We start from the raw sequence: 23,340 nt of genomic DNA, 5'->3' as shown, positions 1-23,340 counted from the left end.
TGGATATGCCGGAAGAAAAACAGCAATCAACGACCGAAAAGAAAAAGAAAAAGAAAAAAAGCAACAAAAACCGCTCCAGACCAAAAACCTGGGTCATCTCGCTTTGGGTCGTGCTTAGTTTAATAAGCATTATGGCAATTGGAGCCGGAATCGTGCTTTACTACGTCTGGAGCAACCTTCAGCCGACGCCGGCAGGGGATGCGAAACAAGTGACAATCTCGCGGGGGATGTCCGCCAACTCGGTTGCCGACTCGCTGGAAGAGAATGGAATCATCAAAAACAGCTTCGTGTTCGGTTATTATTTGCAGCTGAAGGACGAAGGGGCGCGTTTCCAGGCCGGCACATACGAAATGAAGCCGGGCATGGAGAATTCCGAGATCATCGCCATGCTGAACGCCGGCGATACGGTCGCGGAAGAAACGATTCGATTCACGATTCCCGAAGGGTTCACGGTGCTACAGATCGCCGACAAGCTGGCGGCGGATGGATTAATTAACAAGGACAAGTTTCTGGACTTGGCAGAGAACGGCCGTTCGTGGAAAGAAGCGGAAACCGTCCTCTCCATTCCGGATAACGATAAATTGCACAAACGCCTCGAAGGTTACATGTTCCCGGAGACGTACGAGATGAAGAAGGGAAGCACCGAAGAGGAGATTATCGCGCGCATGCTCCAGGAGACGGACCGGAAGCTTAGCGGCTTGCCGGATGATTGGCAGGATGCGATGGAGGCTTCGGGCAGAACGCTGCACGAGATTATGACCATCGCTTCTCTTATCGAGCGGGAAGTCGTCGTCGACGAAGAGCGGCCGCTCGTCGCAAGCGTCATCTATAACCGGCTCGCCGAGCCGATGAGGCTGCAGATCGACGCGGCCGTCCAATACGCGCTGGACGAACCGAAGGAGCGGCTCATGCAGAAGGACTTGGAGATCGACAGTCCTTATAATACTTACAAAAACGACGGTTTGCCTCCCGGTCCGATCGCAAGCCCGAGCCTTGCGTCCATCGAAGCGGCGCTCTACCCGGCGGAGTCGGATTATTTGTTCTACGTGACGAAAAAAGACGGATCGCAGACGCATCTGTTCGCGAAGACGTATAACGAGCATCTTCGCAATATCGAAAAGAGCGAAAAAACGGCCAACTAGTTTTTCTTGAGTTCTGCATGGAGAAGGAGAATGGACATGACTTACAAACCGGAGCTGCTGTCGACAGCCGCATCGCTGGAAGAGCTCGAACGACTAATGGACGCCGGTGCCGATGCGTTCGTGATCGGTGAGTCGCGTTACGGCACCCGGCTTGCCGGAGCGTTTACGCTTGAAATGATCGGGGCAGCCGTTAAGCTGGCTAAGCCGAGAGGCGTTCGCATCTATGTATCGATGAACAATTTGATCGATAACGAAACGCTCGAGACGATGCCGGACTACATCCGCGCGATTCACGGTCTCGGCGTGGATGCCATCGTCTTCGGCGACCCCGCTGTGCTCGTTGCCGCGCGCGAGCTTGCGCCCGGAATCGGGCTGCATTGGAACGCGGAGATGACGTCGACGAACTTCGTCACGGCGGAATATTGGGCCCGCAGAGGGGCAACCCGCTACGTGCTGGCGCGCGAGCTGAACATGGAGCAGATCGAGGACACGAAGGCAAAGTCGAAGCTCGAAATCCAGGTGCAAGTGCACGGAATGACGAACATTTACCATTCGAAGCGGTCGCTCGTCAATAGTTATTTGGATCACCATGGCGATACGGGACGCATTGAAGACGCGGAGCGAGAACGCGGCCTATATCTGATGGAAGCCGAACGCCCGGACGAGCGATATCCGATCTTCCAGGATGACGGCGGCACCCATATCATGAGCTCGGACGATATTTGCATGCTCGAGAATATCCATGAGCTTCTGGCAATTTCCGTGGATAGCCTGAAGGTCGAAGGAATCATGAAATCAATCGAGTATAATGAAGCAGTAGTCAGGGCGTACCGTCAAGCGATCGACGCTTACATCGCCGACCCGGAAGGGTATTCGTTCCAAGAGGAATGGCTGGATGCCATTCGCGACGTGCAGGATCCCAAGCGGGAGTTAAGCTTCGGATTTTTTTATAAAGAGCAAGTGTATTGATCGAATATGGGAATGCAGGAGGTGCATGCAGGTGAGCACGACGCCAACCACCGCTCCGCGGTATACCGGCAAACGGAATCGGCTCGACAGACCGGAGCTGCTGGCTCCCGCGGGCAATCTGGAGAAGCTGAAATTCGCCGTGCATTACGGGGCCGACGCGGTTTATATCGGAGGACAGAAGTACGGCCTCCGTTCGGGCGCCGACAACTTTAGCTTCGAGGAAATGAAAGAAGGCGTAGAGTTCGCGAGCCGTTACGGCGCCAAAGTATTCGTGGCTACAAACATCTACGCGCACAATGAGGATATCGATGGTCTTGAGCAATACCTTCGCAATCTGGAGGAAGCGGGCATTGCGGCCATTATCGCCGCGGATCCCGTCATCATCGAGACGGCGCAGCGCGTAGCGCCTAAGATGGAGGTTCATCTGAGCACGCAGCAGTCTACGATGAACTGGCAAGCGGTGAAATTCTGGAAGGACGAAGGATTGCCGCGCGTCGTCTTGGCAAGGGAGACGAGCTTCAAGGAAATCGCGGAAATCAAAAGCCATGTCGATATCGAAATCGAGGCTTTCATTCATGGCGCGATGTGCTCTTCGTATTCGGGCCGCTGCGTTTTGTCCAACCATTTTACCGACCGCGATTCCAACCGGGGCGGCTGCTGCCAATCCTGCCGCTGGAAGTACGACTTGTTCGTGGACGACGCCCCGATGTACGAGGAAGGCGAAGATCAATTTACGATGGGCTCGAAGGATCTGTGCATGATCGAGTATTTGCCCGAGCTCATCGAGGTAGGCGTCGACAGTTTCAAAATCGAAGGCAGAATGAAAAGCATTCATTACGTCGCGACGGTAGTGAATGTATATCGTAAAGCGATCGACGAGTACTTCGAAGATCCGGTTAACTTCAAAGTGAAACCGGAATGGATCGAAGAGATGAACAAGGCTGCCAACCGTCCGCTAAATACGGGCTTCTTCCTGGATATGCCGGGAGCCGAAGACCATATCTACGAGCCGGAGGAGAAAGCGGCTCCATACGATTTCGCCGGCATCGTCCTCGAATACGATGAAAACACCGGCTTTGCGACTCTTCAGCAGCGCAATCACTTCAAGCCCGGCCAAGAGGTGGAGTTTGTCGGTCCGGGAGGCACGTTCTTCAAGCAGACCGTAACGGAACTTACGGATCTTGACGGCAAGCCGATCGACGCGGCCAGACATCCGCTGCAGCATGTACGGATTCGCACGCTCAAACCGGTGAAGCCGATGGATATGATGCGCAAAAAAATCAGATAATCGTTTGTTTCCGAACCTGTCCCCTCTGGGGGCGGTTTTTTTTTGACAGTTCAACTTTGGAAAGTTCACGCGGTTTATTTTTTTCTCCAAGCAATTGACAAGGGAAAGACAATCACAAATAATAGAACTTAACTACTATACATATTTCGGCACAGTTCGCTAGACGGATGCGGTAATCGACGTTCCAACCAACATGAAAGCGGGGTATTCGACAATGGCCGGTAAGAAGAAAGAGAAGAAGACTGCGTCAAAAGGAATCGAAGGGCATCAACAAGGCAAACTTGAAAACGCTTCCAGTGGATTGGCGGGTTCCGGTGCGGGTTCAGCGTTTGCGGCAGCCGCAAACAGGGCGAACACCGTAGCGGAAATGATGAAAGAGACGAAGCTGGCGAGTCCGCTCAAATCGGTAGGGATGAAGCTGTTTCTGATCATTTTCGTGAGCATATTGGCATGCGTTCTGACCGTGGGACTTATGGCCTATGGCGAAGCGAAGTCCATCGTCGAGAAAAAAGTGTCGGACGCCAGCCTTCAAACGGTAAACCAGGTAGCTGAAAATTTGGATATCATTTATAAAACATACGAAGACATTACACTGCAGATTTTGGTCGACAAGGATTTCCACACGATCGTTGGCGACATCGCGAGCAACGCGGACGATTATTCGAGATTCGAAGCTTCCCGCAAATTAAGCGACAAGATTCAAGCCTATGCCATCGGCAACAGCTCGATCAAGGGGATCATGCTGCTGCCGGTCAAGGAAGGTTTACATATCGTAGCTTCCGGTTCCGCGCTTAGCACATCGGCGGATGCGCTGATGAAGCAGGCATGGTTCCAACAGACCATCGAGTTCAACGGCAAGGTGAATTGGATCGCGCCACAGGCGGAAGGGCTGTCGATGGGTCCCGATCAGAAGTCGATCGGCATCAGCCGCCTGCTGAAGGATAGCGTATCGAGCGATGCCTCGTATGTGCTGCTGCTGGAGATGGAAGTCGGCACGTTCAGCGACCGTTACAGCGAAGTTTCGCTCGGCGAGGGCAGCGAAATAGCGATCGTCGACGGCAGCGGCAATTATGTCGTCGCGAACGACCCGGCGCGAATCGGTCAGCCTGCGAACGTTCAATTGCCCGCAGGAGAAGACGGCGACTTCGGCGCGACGAAGCTCACGACGACGAATGGCCTGGAAGTGCTGGCCGTGTACAAGTCGTTCGAGGCTATGGACTGGAAGCTCGTCGGCACGATCCCGGTCGAGATGCTCGTAAAGGATGCCGAAGCGATACGCACCTTGACTTGGATCACGGTCGCGGCAGCAGCGGTCATCGCGATCGCAATCGGGTTCCTCGTGTTGTTCTCAATCGCAACGCCTCTTGTACGGCTGCGGAATTTGATGGTCGAGGGAGCGGGGGGCAATCTGACGGTGCGGTCGTCGATCCGGAAACGCCAGGACGAGATCGGAGGTCTAAGCGACAGCTTCAACCGTATGATGACGCAAATTACGGAGCTCGCTCATCAATCGACGGCTTCGGCCGAACAAGTCCTCCTCACGGCATCGGATCTGACGAGCGCATCGAAAAAAACTTCGATGTCCGCTAGAGAGATCGCGGTCGCTACCGAAGAGATCGCGGGAGGCGCGACAAGTCTGGCCGTCGAGGCGGAGCGCGGCAACGACTTAACGAGCGACATGAATACCCAGATGCGGAGGGTCATCGAAGCGAACCGGGAGATGGCCGCTTCGGCCGCGCAGGTGGAACGGGCGAGCGGACAAGGTACGGCCTACATGGGCATGTTGATCGAGAAGACCGGATTGACGGAAGAGATGACCCGTTCCATGGTCGAGAAGGTGGACAAGCTGAAGGACAGCACCGGTTCGATCGTCAAAATTTTGGATGTGCTGAACAATCTGACGAAACAGACGAACATTCTTTCCTTGAACGCTACGATCGAAGCGGCGCGCGCAGGCGCGGCAGGCAAAGGTTTCATGGTCGTAGCGGACGAGATTCGCAAGCTCGCCGACCAGTCGAGGCAATCGATCGACGTCGTCGCGCAAATTACGGCGAAGATCGCGGGCGAAATCGAAGAAACGGTTCATGTGCTGTCGGATGCATATCCGATCTTCCAAGAGCAGATTGGCTCGGTGAAGGAAGCGAACGGCATCTTCTTGACGGTGCAGGAGCAAATGGGCAATTTCGCCAGTCGGTTGGAAGGCGTTACCTCTTCGATCGAGGAGCTGAATCAGTCGCAATCCGTGCTTGCCGTGGCGATGACGAACGTAAGCGCCGTTGCGGAGGAGGCATCGGCCACTTCGGAGGAAGTCGCGTCGCTCAGCAGCGAGCAGCTGGCAATCAGTGAAAGCCTCGTACAGCTGTCCGAGAAGCTGGATGCGGTGTCGAAAGGGCTTAAGGACTCGTTGTCCAAGTTCAAAATATAACCTGTGGGTGAGGGGAGTCTTCCGTACAGAGCGGAAGACTCTTTTTGTGTTTTTTGGGACGGATGATTTCTACTTTACCTATTATTAATTCGGAGGGAGTGGTCGATAAGTAATAGTAGGCATTAAGAAGCTGGGTACATATCACTAGATACGTCTAAAACCAACGAAGGCGGTGCATGACTTCATGTCAGACTTGAAGAAGGAACATTCCGGGAAGGGGAAAATAGGGAGAGACAAGTGGAAAAAGGTTTCCGCGGGGCTCTCGGCCGGAGGGTCGGTCGTGGGAATGGCCAAGTCTTGGGGGGCAGGGCTTAAGGAGACGAAGCTAACGAATCCGATCAAATCGGTTGGACTAAAGCTTTTGCTCATTATTTCGGCCAGCATTATCGCTTGCGTCATCGCGGTAGGCGTGCTTTCTTATTTCGAAGCGAAAAAGCTGGTGGAGGAGAACGTTTCCGAAGCAAGCTTGCAGACGATAACGCAAGTCGCGAACAATTTGGACACTGTATTCCAGAATTACAGCGATCTTACGATGCAAATTATGATCGACAAGGATATTCGGGAACATTTGCAAACGTATGTTACGCAGACGGACGAATTCGATTCGCTCATGGCATCGCGCGACGTAGCGGAAAGGCTCTCCAATTATATTATGGGCAACAATACGATTGCCGGCGCGGCGTTTATTCCGACGTCTCCGGATACGATGCCGATCACCGCAGGGCTTGCGGACAGCACCGTAGGGAAAAAGGTTAGGGAAGCCGAATGGTTTAAACAAGTCATCGAGATGGACGGCCGCGAAATGTGGATCGAAGCGCAGGCAGACGGAATCGTTGCGGCGAAGGATGCATCTTCGATCGCGCTTGCGCGGCTGGTCAAAAATATCGGGATGATCGACGATACGTTCGTGCTTGTACTCGAAGTTCCGGTGGAACGGTTCGTCGAACGTTATCAGGATGTGAATTTGGGCAACGGCAGCAAGCTGTTCGTCGTTGATGCGCAAAACAACACGATCATTAACGACGATGCTGCCCTGATCGGCAAAGCGGCTTCGGTTTCGCTTCCCGCGGATGCGGAAACCGGTCGGCCTAAGCTGAACGACGCGGACGGAAACGAGGTGCTGGCGGCCTACCAAACGTTCAAAAACGCGGAATGGAAGCTCGTAGGAACCATTCCGGTAGAAGAACTGGCGAAACAAGCAAGCGTCATCGGCAACCTGACCATATGGATGGGACTGCTCGGCGCCGTAATCGCGGTAGCGATTGGCTTGCTCGTCATCGCGACGATCGCGAAGCCGCTCGTGCAGCTACGTAACTTAATGGTCGAAGGCGCTAGAGGAAATCTAACCGTCCGTTCGAACGTAAGAAAACGTCAGGATGAAATCGGTCAACTGGCGGACAGCTTCAATGAAATGATGACGCAAATCCAATCGCTGGCGCTTCAGACGACAAGGTCGGCGGCCGAGGTGCTCGCCACGGCATCGGACTTGACCGAAGCTTCGAAACAAACGTCGATCGCGGCGAAGGAAATCGCCGTCGCGACGGAAGAAATCGCGAATGGCGCAACAAGCCTGGCGGTCGAAGCGGAGAAGGGCAGCGACTTAACGAACCATATGAACGTGCAGATGAAAGAAGTTATCTCGGCGAACGTTGAGATGTCTAGCTCCGCGTCGGAAGTCGAGAAAGCGAGCCGACAAGGTACCGCTTATATGGGCGTCCTGATCGAGAAAACGGGAACAACCGAAGAAATGACGCGTTCCATGGTCGAAAAGGTAGACGCGCTCAAAGACAGTACGGGCTCGATCGTCAAAATTCTCGATGTGCTGAACAACTTGACGAAACAGACGAACATTTTGTCCCTGAACGCAACGATCGAAGCGGCCCGGGCAGGCGCGGCCGGCAAAGGTTTTATGGTCGTTGCCGACGAGATTCGCAAGCTGGCGGATCAATCCAGGCAATCGATCGACGTCGTCGCGCAAATTACGGCGAAGATTCAAGGCGAGATCGAAGAAACCGTATCGGTGTTGTCGGAGGCTTACCCGCTGTTCCAGGAGCAGATCACATCCGTTAAGGAAGCGAATTCGATCTTCCTGAAGGTTGAGGCCCAGATGGGGCAGTTCTCCGACAAGCTGGAGCTGGCTACAAGCGCGGTGAACGAGCTCGAGAAGTCGCAGGCGGTGATGTCGGATGCGATGACAAGCGTCAGCGCGGTCGCGGAGGAATCTTCGGCTACGTCGGAAGAAGTCGCTTCCCTCAGCAGCGAGCAGCTGTCGATCAGCGAAAGTCTCGTCCGGTTATCGGATAAGCTGGATGCCGTGTCGCGCGAGCTGAAGGAATCGTTATCCAAGTTCAAAATGGATTAGGCCTGACATTCATAAAAATTACCTTTAAGAACCCTGTACCGATGGCGCAGGGTTCTTCGGCGTTTCGCCTTCATTGCGGCGCATTCTCCTAGGTTTGAGAGTTTGAATCTTAAGGGAACAATAAAGAGAGGAGGTGCGCGAACGGATGTTGAAACGGATTGTCATCGCAGGTATATGCATGAGTATCGTTTTGCTCTTTTTTATTGGTCGTCTTGCGTGGCTGCAGCTGCTGCCCGGACAACCGGGAACGGCTGCGCACGGCACGATGCCGCGGGAAAGCTGGAAGCGGATGGCCGTCGTTCAGCGCCAGCGCAGCCTGGTGCTGGATTCGGGCCGCGGCGATTTCGTCGACCGGTATGGCAAGCCGATTACCGGAGAGACGTATGAGACGCCGGCTTTATTCCCCGTCCATCCGGATGCTAGAGGGAGCGAGACGGACCTCGCAAAGCTAGCAGGAATTTTAGGCGTCGGCTTGCCCGAGCTGCTTGCGAGATGGGACCAGATGACCGCTCCGGACTTCTGGAGGGCGACGACGGATTCCTCGCCTTATCGGCTTTCGCGGGAACAAGCAGAACGGATCCGGGCGCTCAAGACGAACGGGGTCAGAGTGCTGCCCTATCGGAATCGATATTTGGACAGCTTTGACGCCAAACATATCATCGGCTTCACGAGCCAGCATCCGGAATGGCTCATGCGGGCGCATCCACGCGATTTGAGAGAAGGCAAAAGAAGGCTGACCGAGCAAGTCGGCGGATCGGGTTTGGAAAAGTCGCTTGATTCGCTCCTGCATGGCGTCGGGGAGACGTCGGTCTCCTATTTCATCGACGGCAGGAATGCGCCGCTTCACGGGCTCGATCTGCGAATCGTGCAGCCGAAGAACGGCTATTACCCGCTGAAAGCGGTGACGACCATCGACCTGTCGCTGCAGAACGATCTGGAGGATTATGCCGACCAGGCGGGTCTGAAGGAAGGGGCGATCGTTGTGCTGGATGCGCAAAACGCGGATATCGTGGCGATGGTGTCCAGGCCGAAGCTGCCGGCGCGGTTCCAGCTCGCGGACGGTTCGGAATGGGTGAACCATGCGCTTAAAGCCGTTGAGCCCGGATCGATCTACAAGCTGGTGACGGCGGCTGCCGCGCTGGAGAACAAGGTCGTCAGGAAAGGGGAACGGTTCCACTGCGACGGCGAATACGGCAAATACGGGTTGTCCTGCTGGAAACATGGCGGTCATGGCGATATTACGCTGGAGGAGGGACTCGCGCAGTCATGCAACATCGTGTTCGCCACGCTTGCGGAACGTCTGCGTTCGGAGCAATTGGACAGGACGGCCGCGGCGCTCGGCGTAAAGGATAGAATCGGGTGGCATAACGAAAAGGCGACAGGGCTGTTATCCCGTTCGTTCCGGTTGCTCGAGGAGGAAGAGAAGGGGCGATTATTCGCTGCCGATTCGGAAGCCGTAGACGGAGGCGTCATGGCCCAAAGCGGGATCGGCCAAAGGGATGTTCGGATGACGCCGCTGCAAGCGGCTAATTTGATCGTGACGCTGCTTCATGGCGGGCATGTATGGGAACCAAGGCTCGTCAGCGAGATCGATTACGCAAGCGGCGGCAGCATGGTCGAGTTTCCATCCCGGATCGATCAGGATCTGGGGGGAAGCCGCATTCACCCTTCCACTGCTCGCGCGTTGCTGCGAGGAATGGAAGAGGTCGTCACGCATGGAACTGCCTCTTCCATCCGGCAGGGCAAATGGGCGCTGGCGGGGAAGACGGGAACGGCGGAAACCGTGAAAGACGGCGTCCAGCGCAACCATCAGTGGTTCGCCGGCTACGGTCCGGTGAAGTCGCCGCGTTATGCGATCGCGGTTCTTGCCGCAAACCGGCCGGTCGGCAGCCATCACTTGGCAACGCGTGTATTCCGCGGCGCAATGGATATCGCGGCCCGCCAGCCTTAGCAAATCGACCGGGGAGCCGCGATAGAGGTTTGTTAACGCATATTCGATAAGGCTCGATAGTGATTCCGTTATTCGTCGAGCTTCTTCAGTCTGTCCACAAAAGGTTCGTCGCTTTTCGTTCGGCTTATGCCGAGCTCGGCGGCCGGCTTCGCGCCCGTCTCGTCGTCGTATTCGTCGATCGGCGTGTGAATCCAGCGATGGAAATAACCTTGATCGTACAGCGACTTCACGAGAATAACGAGAATCGGCGACAAGATGACTCCCGCCACGCCAAACAGCGATAACGAAATGATCATAAACGCGAGCATGGTGAAGGCCGATACGCCGAGCGAATCACCCGTTATTTTCGGTTCGAGAATTTGACGCGTCAGAATGACGACAAGCAGCAGCACGGTGAGCCAGATCGCGAGCGATGTTTGTCCGACGATGAACAAATAGACGATCCAAGGGATAAACAGCGTGCTTACCCCGAGCAGCGGCAGCACGTCGAAGATGGCGGCCACGATGGCGATGACAAAGGCGTTGTTGACGCCAAGCGCGATAAGCGCGATCAGGATGACGATAAACGTGATGCTGATCATTTTGGCTTGCGCCTTTATGTAGGAGGCTATACCCTTGAAGACGTTATCGCGCAGGAAGAAAAAGGCATTCTTGAACGTTCTTGGCGTTTTCTCCGTTGCGGTCCGTTTCCATGTCGTAATTTCGATGCTTAAGAAATAGGCTAGTATTATGCCGACGATAAAATTAAAGATAAAGGACGAGAACGAAGACACATAACCGACCAGACCGGCCAGAAAAGCCGTGCCGAAGTTCTTCAGCGTAGCCGTGGCTCCCTGGATGAGATCCTTGGAGCTCTCCACAAGGTTGAAATCGGCGGGAAGCCTGTCCATTTGGCCTTCCAGCTGCTCCGACAGCTTGCCGATCTGCTCGGTCAGCAGCTTCTGGTAGCGCGGAAAGTCTTCGATGAGCGCCGTGCCTTGTTTCGTAATCAGATAGGCCGCGCCCGTGAACGCCGCCAAGATGAGCAAGGAGAACAGCATGACCGATATGCCGGACGCGATCGACTTGGGCATGCCCCACTTATTCAGCCTGCGGGCGAGCGGCTCGATGAGTAGGAAAATGACGAAAGCGAAAATAATCGGCGTCGCGATCCGGTAGAAGTAGCTGAACGCGAACATGATCAGAAAGACGGTTAAAGCGATGAGCGCGATATCGAACGCGGTTCTCCAATATTTTTTGTAAAACGGCAGCACAGTATCCCCACTTTCCTCTAGAACGAATTAGGATTTGGTAATGATTCCATAAAGATTGTACTATAGTTTTCGTTAATTGTGCCTATTTTTTAGCAAGGTATGATACAATTAGAGGTATTGTTATTGTTCAGAACCGCTACGCACTCATTGACTATTTCATCCAAACGGTGGGGAAAACAAAATGGAAAATTTGTTCTTATGGGGATTCTACGTGATGACGTTCTATGCGTTTCTCCCTGGCCTCATTAGCCGCACTTTCGGGTTCCGCGTGTTCAAGCGAGGTAAGGTAGAGAAGGAGATCGCGCTTACCTTCGACGACGGTCCCGACCCGCAGTATACGCCGCAGCTTCTGGATCTGCTCTCGCGTTACGGTGCGAAAGCCACCTTTTTTGTCGTCGGTTCGCATGCGGAGGGGCAGCTGGAATTGCTGCGCAGAATGGAAGCGGAAGGCCATACGATCGGTATTCATAATTATGTCCACAAATCCAATTGGCTTATGCGGCCCCGCACGGTGAAGCGCCAGATCGAGCGCACGAACGATATCATCGAGCAGGCAACCGGCAAACGATCGATCTATTATCGCCCGCCTTGGGGCATCGTGAACTTGTTCGATTATTCCAATCTCGGGTACTTGCACATTATTTTGTGGTCGGCTTTGTTCGGGGATTGGAGAATTCGGCTCGGAGCCAATCGGCTCAGGAAACGGATGATGAAGAAGCTGCGCCCGGGCGAAGTGCTGCTCCTTCACGATTGCGGCCGGACGTTTGGAGCGGACAAGGATGCGCCGCGCAACATGTTGATCGCGCTCGAAGCATATCTGGAGGAAGCAATGGCTCGCGGGTACACCTTCGTCGGAGTAGACCGAATGATCAAACTGACGGACGACGCGCGCGCCATGCACCGTTCCCTGTTCAAGCGGTTTATCATTTCGTTATGGCTGGCGTACGAGCGCGCGTTCCACGTCGTTTTCCGCTTGCGGACGGTGGAATCCGAAAGCGACAAGCCGGCGGCTTTCCATTACCGCGTCATCAAATACGGCGGAGAACCGATCGAATTCGAGAACGGAAGCCGCGTGACGAAAGGCGATGCCGTAGCCGAAATCCACTTCGACAACCGGATGTTGTCCGATATCGCGGTTTCGTCCAAATCGCCGCTGGCGATCGGGCTGCGATTGATTCGCGAGGTGGAGCATACCTTGCCATTCCTGGCGAACCAGCTGGCCGAGGATCCCGGCGCCAAGGATATCAAAGCGTTATACGGTGTTTCGATGATACATCGGGGTGCGGATCGATTAGGCTTCGAAGTGCATCAGCTGCCCGAAGGGTTATTCAAACGTTCGACGCAAGTGTATCTGCGCGTACTTATGAAGGTGTTGACGAACACGAAGCAATACAAGTCGGGGCGCAAAAAAGCGGGCACGAGCGCAGCTAGAGCCGAAGCGGTATCGCCACGCATGCTGTTCATGCCTGTGGAGCGGCTCCGCCAATACGCGACCGTCGGCATCGGCAAGCTGCAGCAGGAAGCGGGCCGCATTAGCGGTGCGGTGGAGCGCACGATCGTAAGCGCGGCGGACGATGCGGCGTCGATGGGGACGAAGACGACGGCGTTTTAGCATTAAGAAGCCAAAAGATGAGGTTGTTTCTTAAGGGGATTCCCTGAGAAACAACCTTTTTTTGTATGGAGGAGAGCATCAAAATATATTTAACTTAAGAATCGAACATTGGGAGCGAATCCAACCATAATCGCAGTATTATTCAAATATTTAACCTACCGTGATCATCGTAAGTGATTAATCTTAACCCACACATTATCGACGTTTCAAAATGATAATGAATCTTTAACAAATAAGGCCAATCGGAATCATGTCCGATTGGCCTTGTTTTGTGTGCGCGAGGATCCGCGAAATTACATCTTCATAACGCCGCCGGTGCTGGCGGATGTGACGAGGTGAGCGTAACGCGCGAGGTAGCCACGTTTGATCTTGAGCTCGAAGCCCGGCCATGCGGCGCGGCGCTGTTCGAACTCTTCGTCGCTGATGAGCAGGTCCATCGTGCGGTTGTTCATGTCGATCTCGACGATGTCGCCGTCTTGGACGAAAGCGATCGGGCCGCCTTCGGCCGCTTCTGGTGAAGCGTGGCCGATGCTGATGCCGCGGGATGCGCCGGAGAAACGTCCGTCCGTGATCAGAGCAACCTTCGCGCCGAGGCCCATACCCACGATTTGCGAAGTTGGCGCAAGCATCTCAGGCATGCCTGGTCCGCCCTTTGGTCCTTCATAACGGATGATAACGACATGGCCTTCCTTGATCTTGCCGCCTGCGATGCCTGCAAGCGCTTCGTCTTGCGAGTCGAAGCAGATGGCAGGGCCTTTGTGGTAGCCGCCGACAGACTTGTCGACCGCGCCCGTCTTGATGATCGCGCCGTGAGGTGCCAGGTTACCGAACAGGACGGCCAGTCCGCCGCGCTCCGTATGCGGATTGTCGATAGGGCGAATGACATCGTAGTTCTGTATTTCGCAGCCTTCCACGTTCTCGCGAAGCGTCTTGCCGGTTACGGTAATACAATCGCCGTGCAAAGCGCCTTCTTTCTTTAACAGCTCGTTCAGAACCGCGCTTACGCCGCCGGCGATGTGCACGTCCTCGATGTGCCAATCGGATGCCGGAGCGATCTTCGCGAGATGCGGCACGCGCTCTGCCACTTCGTTAATGCGCTCGATCGGGTACTCGATGCCGGCTTCGTGAGCGATAGCCAGCGTATGAAGAACCGTATTCGTGGAGCCGCCCATCGCCATGTCTACGGCGAACATATTGTCGATCGCTTCCTTGGTCACGATGTCGCGAGGCTTCAAGTTCATCTCGATCAGCTTCATCAGCTGGCGAGCGGATTCCTTCACGAACTCTTTGCGTTCCGGCGATACGGCCAGAATCGTGCCGTTGCCCGGCATTGCAAGACCCATTGCCTCCGCGAGACAGTTCATGGAGTTGGCCGTGAACATGCCGGAACAGGAGCCGCATGTCGGACAGCCGAACTGCTCGAGCTCGAGCAGTTGATCGTCGTTGATTTTGCCCGCTTGGTGCGCGCCTACGCCCTCGAATACGCTGGAGAGGGAGATGGAGCGCCCGTCGGATGTTTTGCCGGCTTTCATCGGTCCGCCGCTTACCATAACGGTCGGAATGTTGACGCGCAGAGCGCCCAGCATCATGCCCGGCGTAATCTTGTCGCAGTTCGGAATGCAGACCATGCCGTCGAACCAGTGCGCGTTAACCACCGTTTCGACGGAATCCGCGATAATCTCGCGGCTCGCCAGGGAGTAACGCATGCCGATATGTCCCATCGCGATGCCGTCGTCGACGCCGATCGTGTTGAATTCGAACGGAACGCCGCCGGCTTCGCGGATCGCTTCCTTAACGAGCTTGCCGAATTCCTGCAAGTGAACATGGCCCGGAACGATGTCGATATAAGAGTTGCAGACCGCGATAAACGGTTTGCCGAAGTCTTCGTCCTTAACGCCGGCGGCACGCAGCAAGCTGCGATGCGGCGCGCGGTCGAAGCCTTTTTTGATCATGTCTGAACGCATTCTTTTGGCCGCCATAATGATGAGTACCTCCTTTAATATAGACGAGGCGCGGCTTGCGCCTCGAAAAAACCGAAATTAATAAAAGTTCAATACCATAGATTTTATCATATCGGACTAGCATTGGCTACAAAACGAATATTCCAAAAGTCCTTAGCTGGAGAGAATGCCCAGTGTTCATAATAAATCCTTAAGAATGGCTTAAGGATGCTGAAATTTCGATTGCCCTAATACCTTTCCGCATTTCGTTGCGGTATAGTGAATGGCAAAGGCACAAATGATGGAAGTACTGCAGAGGAGGATGGACCTGGTGGAAAGACGTGTATTGATCGTGGACGACGAACGCGAGATCGCCGAACTGATCGAAATTTATCTAAGGAACGAAGGGTTTCGGACGTCCATCGCGGGCGACGGCGAGGAAGCGATCGAGCAGTACGAGAAGGAGCCCTTCGATCTTGTCATATTGGATATTATGATGCCCAAGATGGACGGGCTGGAAGTATGCCGCAAGCTGCGCAAAGACCAGAATGTGCCGATCCTAATGGTGAGCGCGAAGACGCAGGACATGGACAAAATCATGGGGCTGATGACCGGCGCGGACGATTATATGTCGAAGCCGTTTAATCCGATGGAGCTGATCGCGCGCGTTCGTTCGTTGCTTAGGCGGTCCTATCAATACAGCAAGCCGGCAGACGGTACGGCGACGGGACGGGACGGCAACAAAGAGCTGCGGCTCGGCCAGCTTCGCATCGACAAGCTGAGCCATACGGCCGATGTCGATGGCAGGCCGCTTCAGTTCACGTCGACGGAGTTCGGCATTCTGCATTTGCTCGCGAGCCAGCCCGGGAGGGTGTTCAGCGCAGAGGACATTTTCCAGCAGGTATGGAAAGAGAAATATTTTGAATCCAACAACACGGTTATGGTCCATATCAGCAAGTTGAGGGACAAGCTGGAGAAGGAGCTTGGCGAGAAGCTGATCGTGACGGTATGGGGGGTTGGCTACAAAATTGAAGGATAACATTGCTGCGCGCCTCGTATGGCGCTCTTTGCTGAATTTGATCGCAAGCAGTGTGCTGGCTCTGGTTTGTTTGTCGCTGCTGTTCGCAGTCGCGTTTTTCATGACGAACAATTTCCCCAGTCTGTATTTCATTCGAAGCGTGGGGGGGGCCTTCCTGAATAATACGGGAACGGTCGGCATGGTGTTCCTGTGGGGCGTTCTGTTCCTGGGCTGGTACTTGCTCCTGCAGTGGGTCATGTTCACTTCGATCGGCAAGGTGAACGACGCGATCGGCCGCATCGCGGACGGACAGCTGGATCTCAACTACCAAATTCCCGTCCGCTCCGGCGTGATCGGAATTCTGGCCGGCAATGTCAATCGGCTCTCCAATCGTTTGCAGCAGGCGCTGGATGAGGAACGGCGGGCCGAGCAGACGAAAAACGAGCTGATCACGAATGTTTCCCATGACCTTCGCACGCCGCTCACCTCCGTCGTCGGCTACTTGGGATTGATCGACCAAGACGGCTACCGGGACGAGGTGGAGCTGAGGCAATACGTCAGCATCGCGTACGAGAAATCGCAGCGCCTGCACGATCTAATCAACGACTTATTCGAATATACGCGAATGCGCCACGACACGATCGCTTTGCGGCTAGCCCCTATCAACTTGGTCGAGATGCTTGGCCAGCTTCTCGTGCAGTACCATATGCCGCTGCAGGAAGCCGGGATGGAGAGCGGACTCGCGAGCGCGGAGACGACGGTCATGATACAGGCCGACGCCGCCAAGCTGGTAAGGGTGTTCGAGAATCTGATCTCCAACGCCATGCTGTACGGGAAGGAAGGCAAGCGGGTCGATATCGCGATCCATTCCCGCGAACGAGATGTCGTCGCGGAAGTGGTGAATTACGGCGAGCCGATACCCGCAGTCGATCTCCCCTATTTGTTCGACCGGTTCTACCGCGTAGATAAGTCCCGGACGCAATGGTCAGGCGGCTCGGGACTCGGCCTCGCCATCTCGAAGAGCATCATCGAGAAACACGGCGGGACGATCGACGTCGTCAGCAACGCCGAATACACGGCGTTCCGGGTTACGCTTCCGAAGCTTTAAAATACGAGTACAAAAAGTCCGATGGACGATTTGAACATCCTTTTAGATGGATTTAAGATTTATTTATGATTCGGTTACGGTCTCCTTAAGTTTGGATCTCTATACTTCAAAGTGTAGAGAGCCATAACGGAAGGAGACTTTGTTGCATCATGAGAAGAGTATCGAAAAGATCGAGCGCCGGAGGCGCCTGGAAAATCGCGGCGGTCGCGGCAATCGCGGCTGCGGTATATATCGGTTATCAGCGAATAGAAGGAGGAGCGACCGCTGGCAGCGTGGATCTGCAAGCGGAAGCGGCTATACTGGTGGATGCTTCGACGGGAGACGTGTTGTACGCCAAAAACGCCGACGAGCCTTTGCCGCCGGCAAGCATGTCCAAAATGATGACGGAAATTCTCGTGCTCGATGGCATTCACGAAGGAACGATCAAATGGAATGATAAAGTAACGGCGACTGGCTATGCGGCTCAAGTGCCGGGAGCCCGCATGGGATTGAGCGTTGGCGACGTGATTACCGTCAGGGAGCTGTTCGACGCGATGACCGTCTATTCGGCGAACGACGCGGCAGTTGCGCTTGCTGAGCATATCGGCGGCTCGGAGGAAACATTCGTGCAGCGCATGAATATGCGGGCCGAGCGAATCGGGTTGTCGCCGGGCGCCGTATTCGGCAACGCTTCGGGGCTTAGCCGCGCCGATATCGCGCCATATGCGGGCGCCGCCGCAGAGAAGGACTCTTTGCTGACGGCTGAGGATACGGCGAAGCTTGCCGGGTATCTGATCGGCAAATATCCCGAGGTGCTGGACGTGACGAGCCGAAGCAGCGTGAAGGTGCCGACGAGCCAGCAGGCGCTGGCGGCTACGAATTGGATGCTTAAGGACAAGCCGTTTGCCTATCCGGGCAACGACGGGCTAAAGACCGGCTATACGCCGAACGCCGGTTATTGCTTCACGGGAACGGCGAAGAGAGACGGTAAACGGCTGATCTCCGTCGTCATGGGCGCTTCCAGCAAGGAAGCAAGATTTACGGAAACGATGGCGCTGTACGATATGGGTTTTGAAGTAGAAAAAAGGACAATCGCCGCTGCTGTTGGAAAGTAATGGTTGTTAGGTTTGTGTCAAATCGAGTCTATCCACACCGGATATTCTCGATTTTTTTGTTATTTTGATAGATTTCATGTTAATTAATCTTACATAAATTGATTTACTTCCTTCGGATTCGGAACTATAATAAAGGTAATTTTAGGGTAAGAGGTGATAAATCGCGTGCAATTGACTGATCGAGAGAAAGAGAAACTGTTGATAACGATAGCTGCGGATCTAGCGAAACGCCGGTTAAATCGCGGAGTGAAGCTGAATTACCCGGAAAGCGTGGCGTTGATTACTTCCGAGGTGTTGGAGGGCGCACGGGACGGCATGACGGTTGCGCAGCTGATGGACCACGGCTCGAAGGTGCTGCGCAAGGATCAGGTAATGAACGGCATTGCGGAGATGCTCCATGAGGTGCAGGTGGAAGCGACGTTCCCGGACGGAACGAAGCTTGTGACGATCCACCATCCGATCACGGGTTAACCGCCGCTGCCGCAGATAGATAGATTACGAGGGGGGCCGCAATGATACCAGGTCAATATCGGACGGCTGAAGGAGAGATCGAATTAAACGCGGGTCGCCGCAAGGCAGGACTTATCGTCGTAAATACGGGAGATAGGCCGGTTCAGGTCGGCTCCCACTTTCATTTTTTCGAAGTGAATCGTGCCTTATCGTTCGACCGGGCGTCCGCGTTCGGGATGAGGCTCGACATAGCGGCGGGCACCGCCGTCCGGTTCGAGCCGGGCGAAGAGAAGCCGGTCTCGCTCGTGGAGCTGGGAGGCTCCAAGCTGTCCTACGGCTTGAACGGCCTTAGCCAAGGCGCAGCTGTAGCCGGAGCGATGCCTCCGGAAACGAAGGAGCGGCTTGCCGCGTGGAAGGGGGAGACCCCATGAGCCGAATGGACCGGCGCAGCTATGCAGCCATGTTCGGGCCGACGACCGGCGACGCGGTACGGCTTGCGGACACGGAGCTGTGGGCGGTCGTCGAGCAGGACTATACCGTGTACGGCGATGAGTGCAAGTTCGGCGGAGGAAAGGTCATCCGCGACGGGATGGGGCAATCCAGCGGGGCGCTGCGCGACGAAGGCGTTCTGGATACGATCATTACGAATGCGCTTATTATCGATCATTGGGGGATCGTGAAGGCCGACATCGGCATTAAGGACGGCCTGATCGCCGGCATCGGCAAGGGCGGCAATCCCGATATAATGGACGGCGTCCATCCGGGAATGATCGTCGGCGCCAGCACGGAAGTGATCGCAGGCGAGGGCAAGATCGTAACCGCCGGAGGCGTCGATGCGCATATCCACTTCATCTGCCCGCAGCAGATCGAGACGGCGTTATCTTCCGGCGTAACGACGATGATCGGCGGCGGCACCGGACCGGCTACGGGCACGAACGCGACGACCGTCACGCCCGGCGCCTGGCATATGCGCCGCATGCTGGAGGCGGCTGAAGCGTTCCCCGTGAATTTGGGGTTTACGGGCAAGGGCAACGCCTCCTCGCTGGCACCGCTCGTGGAACAGATCGAGGCTGGCGCGATCGGCCTGAAGCTGCACGAGGATTGGGGAACGACGCCCGCCGCGATCGATACCTGCCTGCGCGCAGCGGATCAATACGACATCCAGGTCGCGATCCATACGGATACGCTGAACGAAGCCGGCTTCGTCGAAGATACGCTCGCGGCGATCGGCGGCCGAACGATCCATACTTACCATACGGAAGGCGCGGGCGGAGGCCATGCGCCCGACATCATCGTCGCGGCGGGCCATCCGAACGTTCTTCCTTCCTCCACGAATCCGACCAGGCCGTTCACCATTAATACGATCGAAGAACATCTCGACATGCTGATGGTGTGCCATCACCTCGATAGCAGCATCCCCGAGGACGTCGCGTTCGCGGATTCCCGCATCAGGCCGGAGACGATCGCGGCTGAAGATATTTTGCATGACATGGGCGTGTTCAGCATGATCAGCTCCGATTCGCAGGCGATGGGGCGGGTAGGCGAGGTCATCATCCGGACGTGGCAGACCGCGCACAAGATGAAAGGGCAGCGCGGGCCGCTCGCGCCGGATGCGGAGGACGGAGACAACTTCCGTATCAAACGATACATTGCCAAATATACGATCAATCCCGCCATCACCCACGGCATCTCGCATCTCGTCGGCTCGATCGAAGCCGGCAAGCTGGCGGATCTGGTCGTATGGCAGCCGATGTTCTTCGGCGTGAAGCCGGATCTCGTGCTGAAGGGCGGTTCCATCGCGTACGCGCAGATGGGCGATCCAAACGCGTCGATTCCGACGCCGCAGCCCGTCTTCGGCAGGCCGATGTTTGCCGCCTTCGGCAAAGCGGTATTCGCTAGCTGCGTGACGTTCGTGTCGCAAGCCGCTTACGACCGCGGAATCGCCAAGCAGCTTGGCCTGCAGAAACGGATCGAGCCGGTGAAAGGCTGCCGTTCCATTACGAAGAAGGACATGATCCATAACGACGGGACTCCGCAGCTGGCGGTCGATCCGGAGACGTACCGGGTGACGGTTGACGGGGAAGTCATTACGTGCCTCCCTGCCGCCGAGCTTCCGATGGCTCAGCGTTACTTTTTGTTCTAAAGGAGAGAACGCATGAACGAATCGACTCGCCTGCTGGCGATGCATCAGCTGTTGGATTCGGCGCTTCCGATCGGCGGTTTCTCGCATTCCTTCGGGCTTGAGACGCTCGTGCAGAACGGGCGGCTGACGACGGCAGCCGGGCTGTACGATTACGTGTCGGCGATGCTGCTGCAGAGCTGGTCGACGTCTGACGCGCTCATCGTAAAGGCCGTGTACCGGGATGCGCCGTCGATGGACTGGGAACGTCTGTGGGAGACGGAACGTTGGATTCACGTGCAGAGGCTGTCCGCCGAGTCGAGAAGCGGTGCGGAGAAGATGGGGCGGCGGCTGCTGCAGCTCGCGGCGAAGCTGCACCCGACCTTCGACTGGAAGCCGATAACGGCCGCGGTCTCGGAGGGCCGCTGCTTCGGCGCGCATCCGCTCGCGCACGGTTATACTTGCTGGTTGCTTGGCGCCGGACGCGAGGAGGCGATGCGAGGGTACTTGTACGCCTGCATCGTCCATTGCGTGAACAGCGCTCTCCGGTTGATGCCCATCGGGCAGACGGAAGGGCAGGTGCTGATCGCCCGGCTGACGCCGCTCATCGAAGACGCCCTTCGCGAGTCCGATGCCTTGGAGCCTGAAGAAGCCTATTCGAATATGCCGATGGCCGAGCTTGGCATGATGGCGCACGAGCGTTTGTATTCCAGATTGTTTATGTCGTAGGAAAGTTAACGAAGATCAAGGGGGAATGGACCATGTGCCAAGGACAAGGACATACGCATTCGCACGGAGGTTGGGAAAGCCCGGTCATCGAAACGGGCAGGCCGATTCGAATCGGCATCGGAGGGCCGGTCGGCTCCGGCAAGACGGCGCTCGTGGAACGGCTGACGCGCGAGCTGCACGAGAAGTACAGCGTGGCCGTCATTACAAACGATATTTATACGAAGGAAGACGCGCGTATCCTATTTCATACGGGCGTGCTGCCCGAGGAACGGATTATCGGCGTTGAGACGGGCGGCTGCCCGCATACGGCCATCCGCGAGGACGCTTCGATGAACTTCGAAGCGATCGAGGAGCTGGAGCGGAGATTCCAGCCGCTGGAGCTGATCTTCATCGAGAGCGGCGGCGACAATCTGGCGGCGGCGTTCAGCCCGGAGCTTGTCGACCGGTTCATCTACATCATCGACGTGGCGCAAGGGGAAAAAATTCCGCGCAAGGGCGGTCCCGGCATTATGCGTTCCGATCTTCTGATCATTAACAAAATCGACCTCGCTCCTCATGTCGGCGCCAGCCTCAAGGTGATGGAAGAGGATTCGCTCCGGATGCGCGGCGATCGGCCTTTCGTCTTCTCGAACCTACGCGGTGAAGACGGACTGGACGAGATCGTCGCTTGGCTGGAGCACGAAATCGCCCATGCGCGCGGCCATGCGCACGCGCATGTCATCCAAATCGATTCGTCCGCGGCGCCCCATCGACATGGCGTTTCCTGAGCCGCGAGCGGAGGTCGGGCAGCGGTCCGTTCTTCGGGCCGCTTTCGTTCTCTCCGGGGGCAAGACGGAGATCCGGGACAAATACCATACCGCGCCGGTCAAAATCGCAAAGGCTTTCCAAATCCGTCGGCAATTGGCGGCGATCGTAATGGACGTGTCGCCTGGAATGCTGGAGGGCGACCGGTACGAGATGGAATGGACGGCCGGCGAAGGTACGCATGTCATGATCACGAACCAATCGTTCATGAAGGTTCATCCTTGCGGGGATGGCGGTTCCGCTTCGCTAAGCCAAACGTTCAGGCTCGGAGCAGGCGCCATAGTGGAGCATATGCCCGAGCCGGTTATGTTGTACAAGGACGCGGCGTTCCGAAGCGAAACGACGGTTCGTCTGCGTCCCGGCTCCGTCTGGATGCAAGCGGATGTGTTGTGCCCGGGCCGCGGGCTTCGAGGCGAGCGTTTCCGCTATCGCGAGTATGATAACCGACTGAGCGTCTACGCGGAGGATGAGCTGATATTCGCTCAGCGGCAGCGGATTTCTCCGGAGTATCACAGGCTTCATGCGGTCGGAAGCTGGGAAGGAATGACGCATTGGGCTTATTTTTTCGTCTTCTCGGACCGGGTTGACCCTGCTTTGATCGAGCGGCTGCAGGAGGTCATCGAAGCGCATGCGGCGCCGGAAGGCCATCCCGTCGCGGCGGCCGCATCGACGACCTACAAACACGGCGCCGCCGTGTCCGCTTGCTCCACCGCCGCGTGGCCGCTGCAGGCGCTCATGCGCGAGCTGTGGGACGCCGCGCGCGACCAGTTGCTCGGTCTCCCGCCTCTACGGCTCCTGCAGGGCTAGTAGTTCGATTCTGAATTACCGTTACTACTCTACATTTGCCATACAGCCATGATCTACAGTTCGATGGCAACCGTTTGAGATGGCTAACGGCGGCCACAGTCGTTATTCGATTAAAATCGTTTGTTTACAAATTCTAACGGAGCTGGAGGCCGCTATTGGCCATCAAACAGTACTATTTCCCTAGAAATCCGTCCAATAAGCGCGCGTAGCTCCGTTAGATTTTAGAATGAGGCATGAAAGGCAAAATAACGGCTGTGTGCTCCGTTAGC

18 protein-coding genes are annotated in these 23,340 nt (G+C 55.8%); 16 read left to right on the top strand and 2 right to left on the bottom strand.

Going from position 1 to position 23,340, the window contains the following annotated elements:
- The first annotated feature begins 5 nt into the window (after positions 1–5).
- The 6 genes from mltG to RB620_RS03840 all read left to right on the top strand — a co-directional run bounded on the left by mltG (position 6) and on the right by RB620_RS03840 (position 10,137).
- Complete coding sequence (gene mltG / locus RB620_RS03865) at positions 6–1,142, top strand: endolytic transglycosylase MltG (protein WP_308092210.1); 1,137 nt, start codon at positions 6–8, stop codon at positions 1,140–1,142.
- A gap of 36 nt (positions 1,143–1,178) precedes the next feature.
- Positions 1,179–2,111 (top strand): peptidase U32 family protein, encoded by a 933-nt coding sequence (locus RB620_RS03860; RefSeq protein WP_308092209.1) that lies wholly within the window; start codon positions 1,179–1,181, stop codon positions 2,109–2,111.
- A 31-nt stretch (positions 2,112–2,142) separates the two neighbouring features.
- Positions 2,143–3,399 (top strand): peptidase U32 family protein, encoded by a 1,257-nt coding sequence (locus tag RB620_RS03855; protein WP_374121357.1) that lies wholly within the window; start codon positions 2,143–2,145, stop codon positions 3,397–3,399.
- A 214-nt stretch (positions 3,400–3,613) separates the two neighbouring features.
- Entirely contained in the window at positions 3,614–5,824 is a 2,211-nt protein-coding gene (locus tag RB620_RS03850) for a methyl-accepting chemotaxis protein (protein ID WP_308092207.1), read from the top strand.
- Positions 5,825–6,008: 184 nt separating this feature from the next.
- The gene (locus RB620_RS03845; protein ID WP_308092206.1) at positions 6,009–8,186 is read left to right on the top strand and encodes a methyl-accepting chemotaxis protein; all 2,178 of its coding nucleotides are present in this window, start codon (positions 6,009–6,011) and stop codon (positions 8,184–8,186) included.
- Between the two features lie 145 nt (positions 8,187–8,331).
- On the top strand, positions 8,332–10,137 hold the full coding sequence (locus RB620_RS03840) for a peptidoglycan D,D-transpeptidase FtsI family protein (RefSeq protein WP_308092205.1): 1,806 nt from the start codon (positions 8,332–8,334) through the stop codon (positions 10,135–10,137).
- 68 nt (positions 10,138–10,205) lie between these two features.
- Here RB620_RS03840 and ytvI read toward each other — a convergent pair whose 3' ends face one another.
- Entirely contained in the window at positions 10,206–11,390 is a 1,185-nt protein-coding gene (gene ytvI, locus RB620_RS03835) for a sporulation integral membrane protein YtvI (RefSeq protein ID WP_308092204.1), read from the bottom strand.
- Between the two features lie 181 nt (positions 11,391–11,571).
- Here ytvI and RB620_RS03830 point away from each other — a divergent pair, with 181 nt between their 5' ends.
- Positions 11,572–13,002 (top strand): polysaccharide deacetylase family protein, encoded by a 1,431-nt coding sequence (locus RB620_RS03830; RefSeq protein WP_308092203.1) that lies wholly within the window; start codon positions 11,572–11,574, stop codon positions 13,000–13,002.
- Between the two features lie 293 nt (positions 13,003–13,295).
- Here the strand turns inward: RB620_RS03830 and ilvD are convergent, their stop codons facing one another.
- A complete protein-coding gene (gene ilvD, locus RB620_RS03825; RefSeq protein WP_308092202.1) occupies positions 13,296–14,981 on the bottom strand; it encodes a dihydroxy-acid dehydratase in 1,686 nt (561 codons plus the stop codon).
- Between the two features lie 292 nt (positions 14,982–15,273).
- Between ilvD and RB620_RS03820 the strand changes: the two genes are divergently transcribed.
- From RB620_RS03820 to RB620_RS03780, 9 genes are all read left to right on the top strand, one after another.
- Positions 15,274–15,981 (top strand): response regulator transcription factor, encoded by a 708-nt coding sequence (locus tag RB620_RS03820; RefSeq protein WP_308092201.1) that lies wholly within the window; start codon positions 15,274–15,276, stop codon positions 15,979–15,981.
- On the top strand, positions 15,971–17,068 hold the full coding sequence (locus RB620_RS03815; RefSeq protein WP_308092200.1) for a sensor histidine kinase: 1,098 nt from the start codon (positions 15,971–15,973) through the stop codon (positions 17,066–17,068). The genes RB620_RS03820 and RB620_RS03815 overlap by 11 nt, the downstream gene beginning before the upstream one ends.
- A gap of 149 nt (positions 17,069–17,217) precedes the next feature.
- Positions 17,218–18,162 carry a D-alanyl-D-alanine carboxypeptidase family protein gene (locus RB620_RS03810; protein ID WP_308092199.1) on the top strand — a complete coding sequence of 315 codons (945 nt, stop codon included), beginning with the start codon at positions 17,218–17,220 and terminating at the stop codon, positions 18,160–18,162.
- A 165-nt stretch (positions 18,163–18,327) separates the two neighbouring features.
- Complete coding sequence (locus RB620_RS03805) at positions 18,328–18,633, top strand: urease subunit gamma (protein ID WP_308092198.1); 306 nt, start codon at positions 18,328–18,330, stop codon at positions 18,631–18,633.
- Positions 18,634–18,674: 41 nt separating this feature from the next.
- Positions 18,675–19,043, top strand: a complete 369-nt coding sequence (locus RB620_RS03800) for an urease subunit beta (RefSeq protein WP_308092197.1) — start codon at positions 18,675–18,677, stop codon at positions 19,041–19,043.
- A complete protein-coding gene (gene ureC / locus RB620_RS03795; protein ID WP_308092196.1) occupies positions 19,040–20,755 on the top strand; it encodes an urease subunit alpha in 1,716 nt (571 codons plus the stop codon). The genes RB620_RS03800 and ureC overlap by 4 nt, the downstream gene beginning before the upstream one ends.
- Before the next feature lie 12 nt (positions 20,756–20,767).
- The gene (locus RB620_RS03790) at positions 20,768–21,460 is read left to right on the top strand and encodes an urease accessory protein UreF (protein WP_308092195.1); all 693 of its coding nucleotides are present in this window, start codon (positions 20,768–20,770) and stop codon (positions 21,458–21,460) included.
- A gap of 32 nt (positions 21,461–21,492) precedes the next feature.
- The gene (gene ureG / locus RB620_RS03785) at positions 21,493–22,227 is read left to right on the top strand and encodes an urease accessory protein UreG (protein ID WP_308092194.1); all 735 of its coding nucleotides are present in this window, start codon (positions 21,493–21,495) and stop codon (positions 22,225–22,227) included.
- Positions 22,214–23,071 carry an urease accessory protein UreD gene (locus tag RB620_RS03780; RefSeq protein WP_308092193.1) on the top strand — a complete coding sequence of 286 codons (858 nt, stop codon included), beginning with the start codon at positions 22,214–22,216 and terminating at the stop codon, positions 23,069–23,071. Before ureG ends, RB620_RS03780 begins: the two co-directional genes overlap by 14 nt.
- Positions 23,072–23,340: the final 269 nt, after the last annotated feature.

The sequence above is a fragment of the Paenibacillus sp. LHD-117 genome (assembly GCF_030929555.1).
In the GTDB taxonomy this organism is placed as follows: Bacteria; Bacillota; Bacilli; order Paenibacillales; family Paenibacillaceae; genus Pristimantibacillus.
This window is presented reverse-complemented; position numbering and strand designations above follow the sequence as displayed.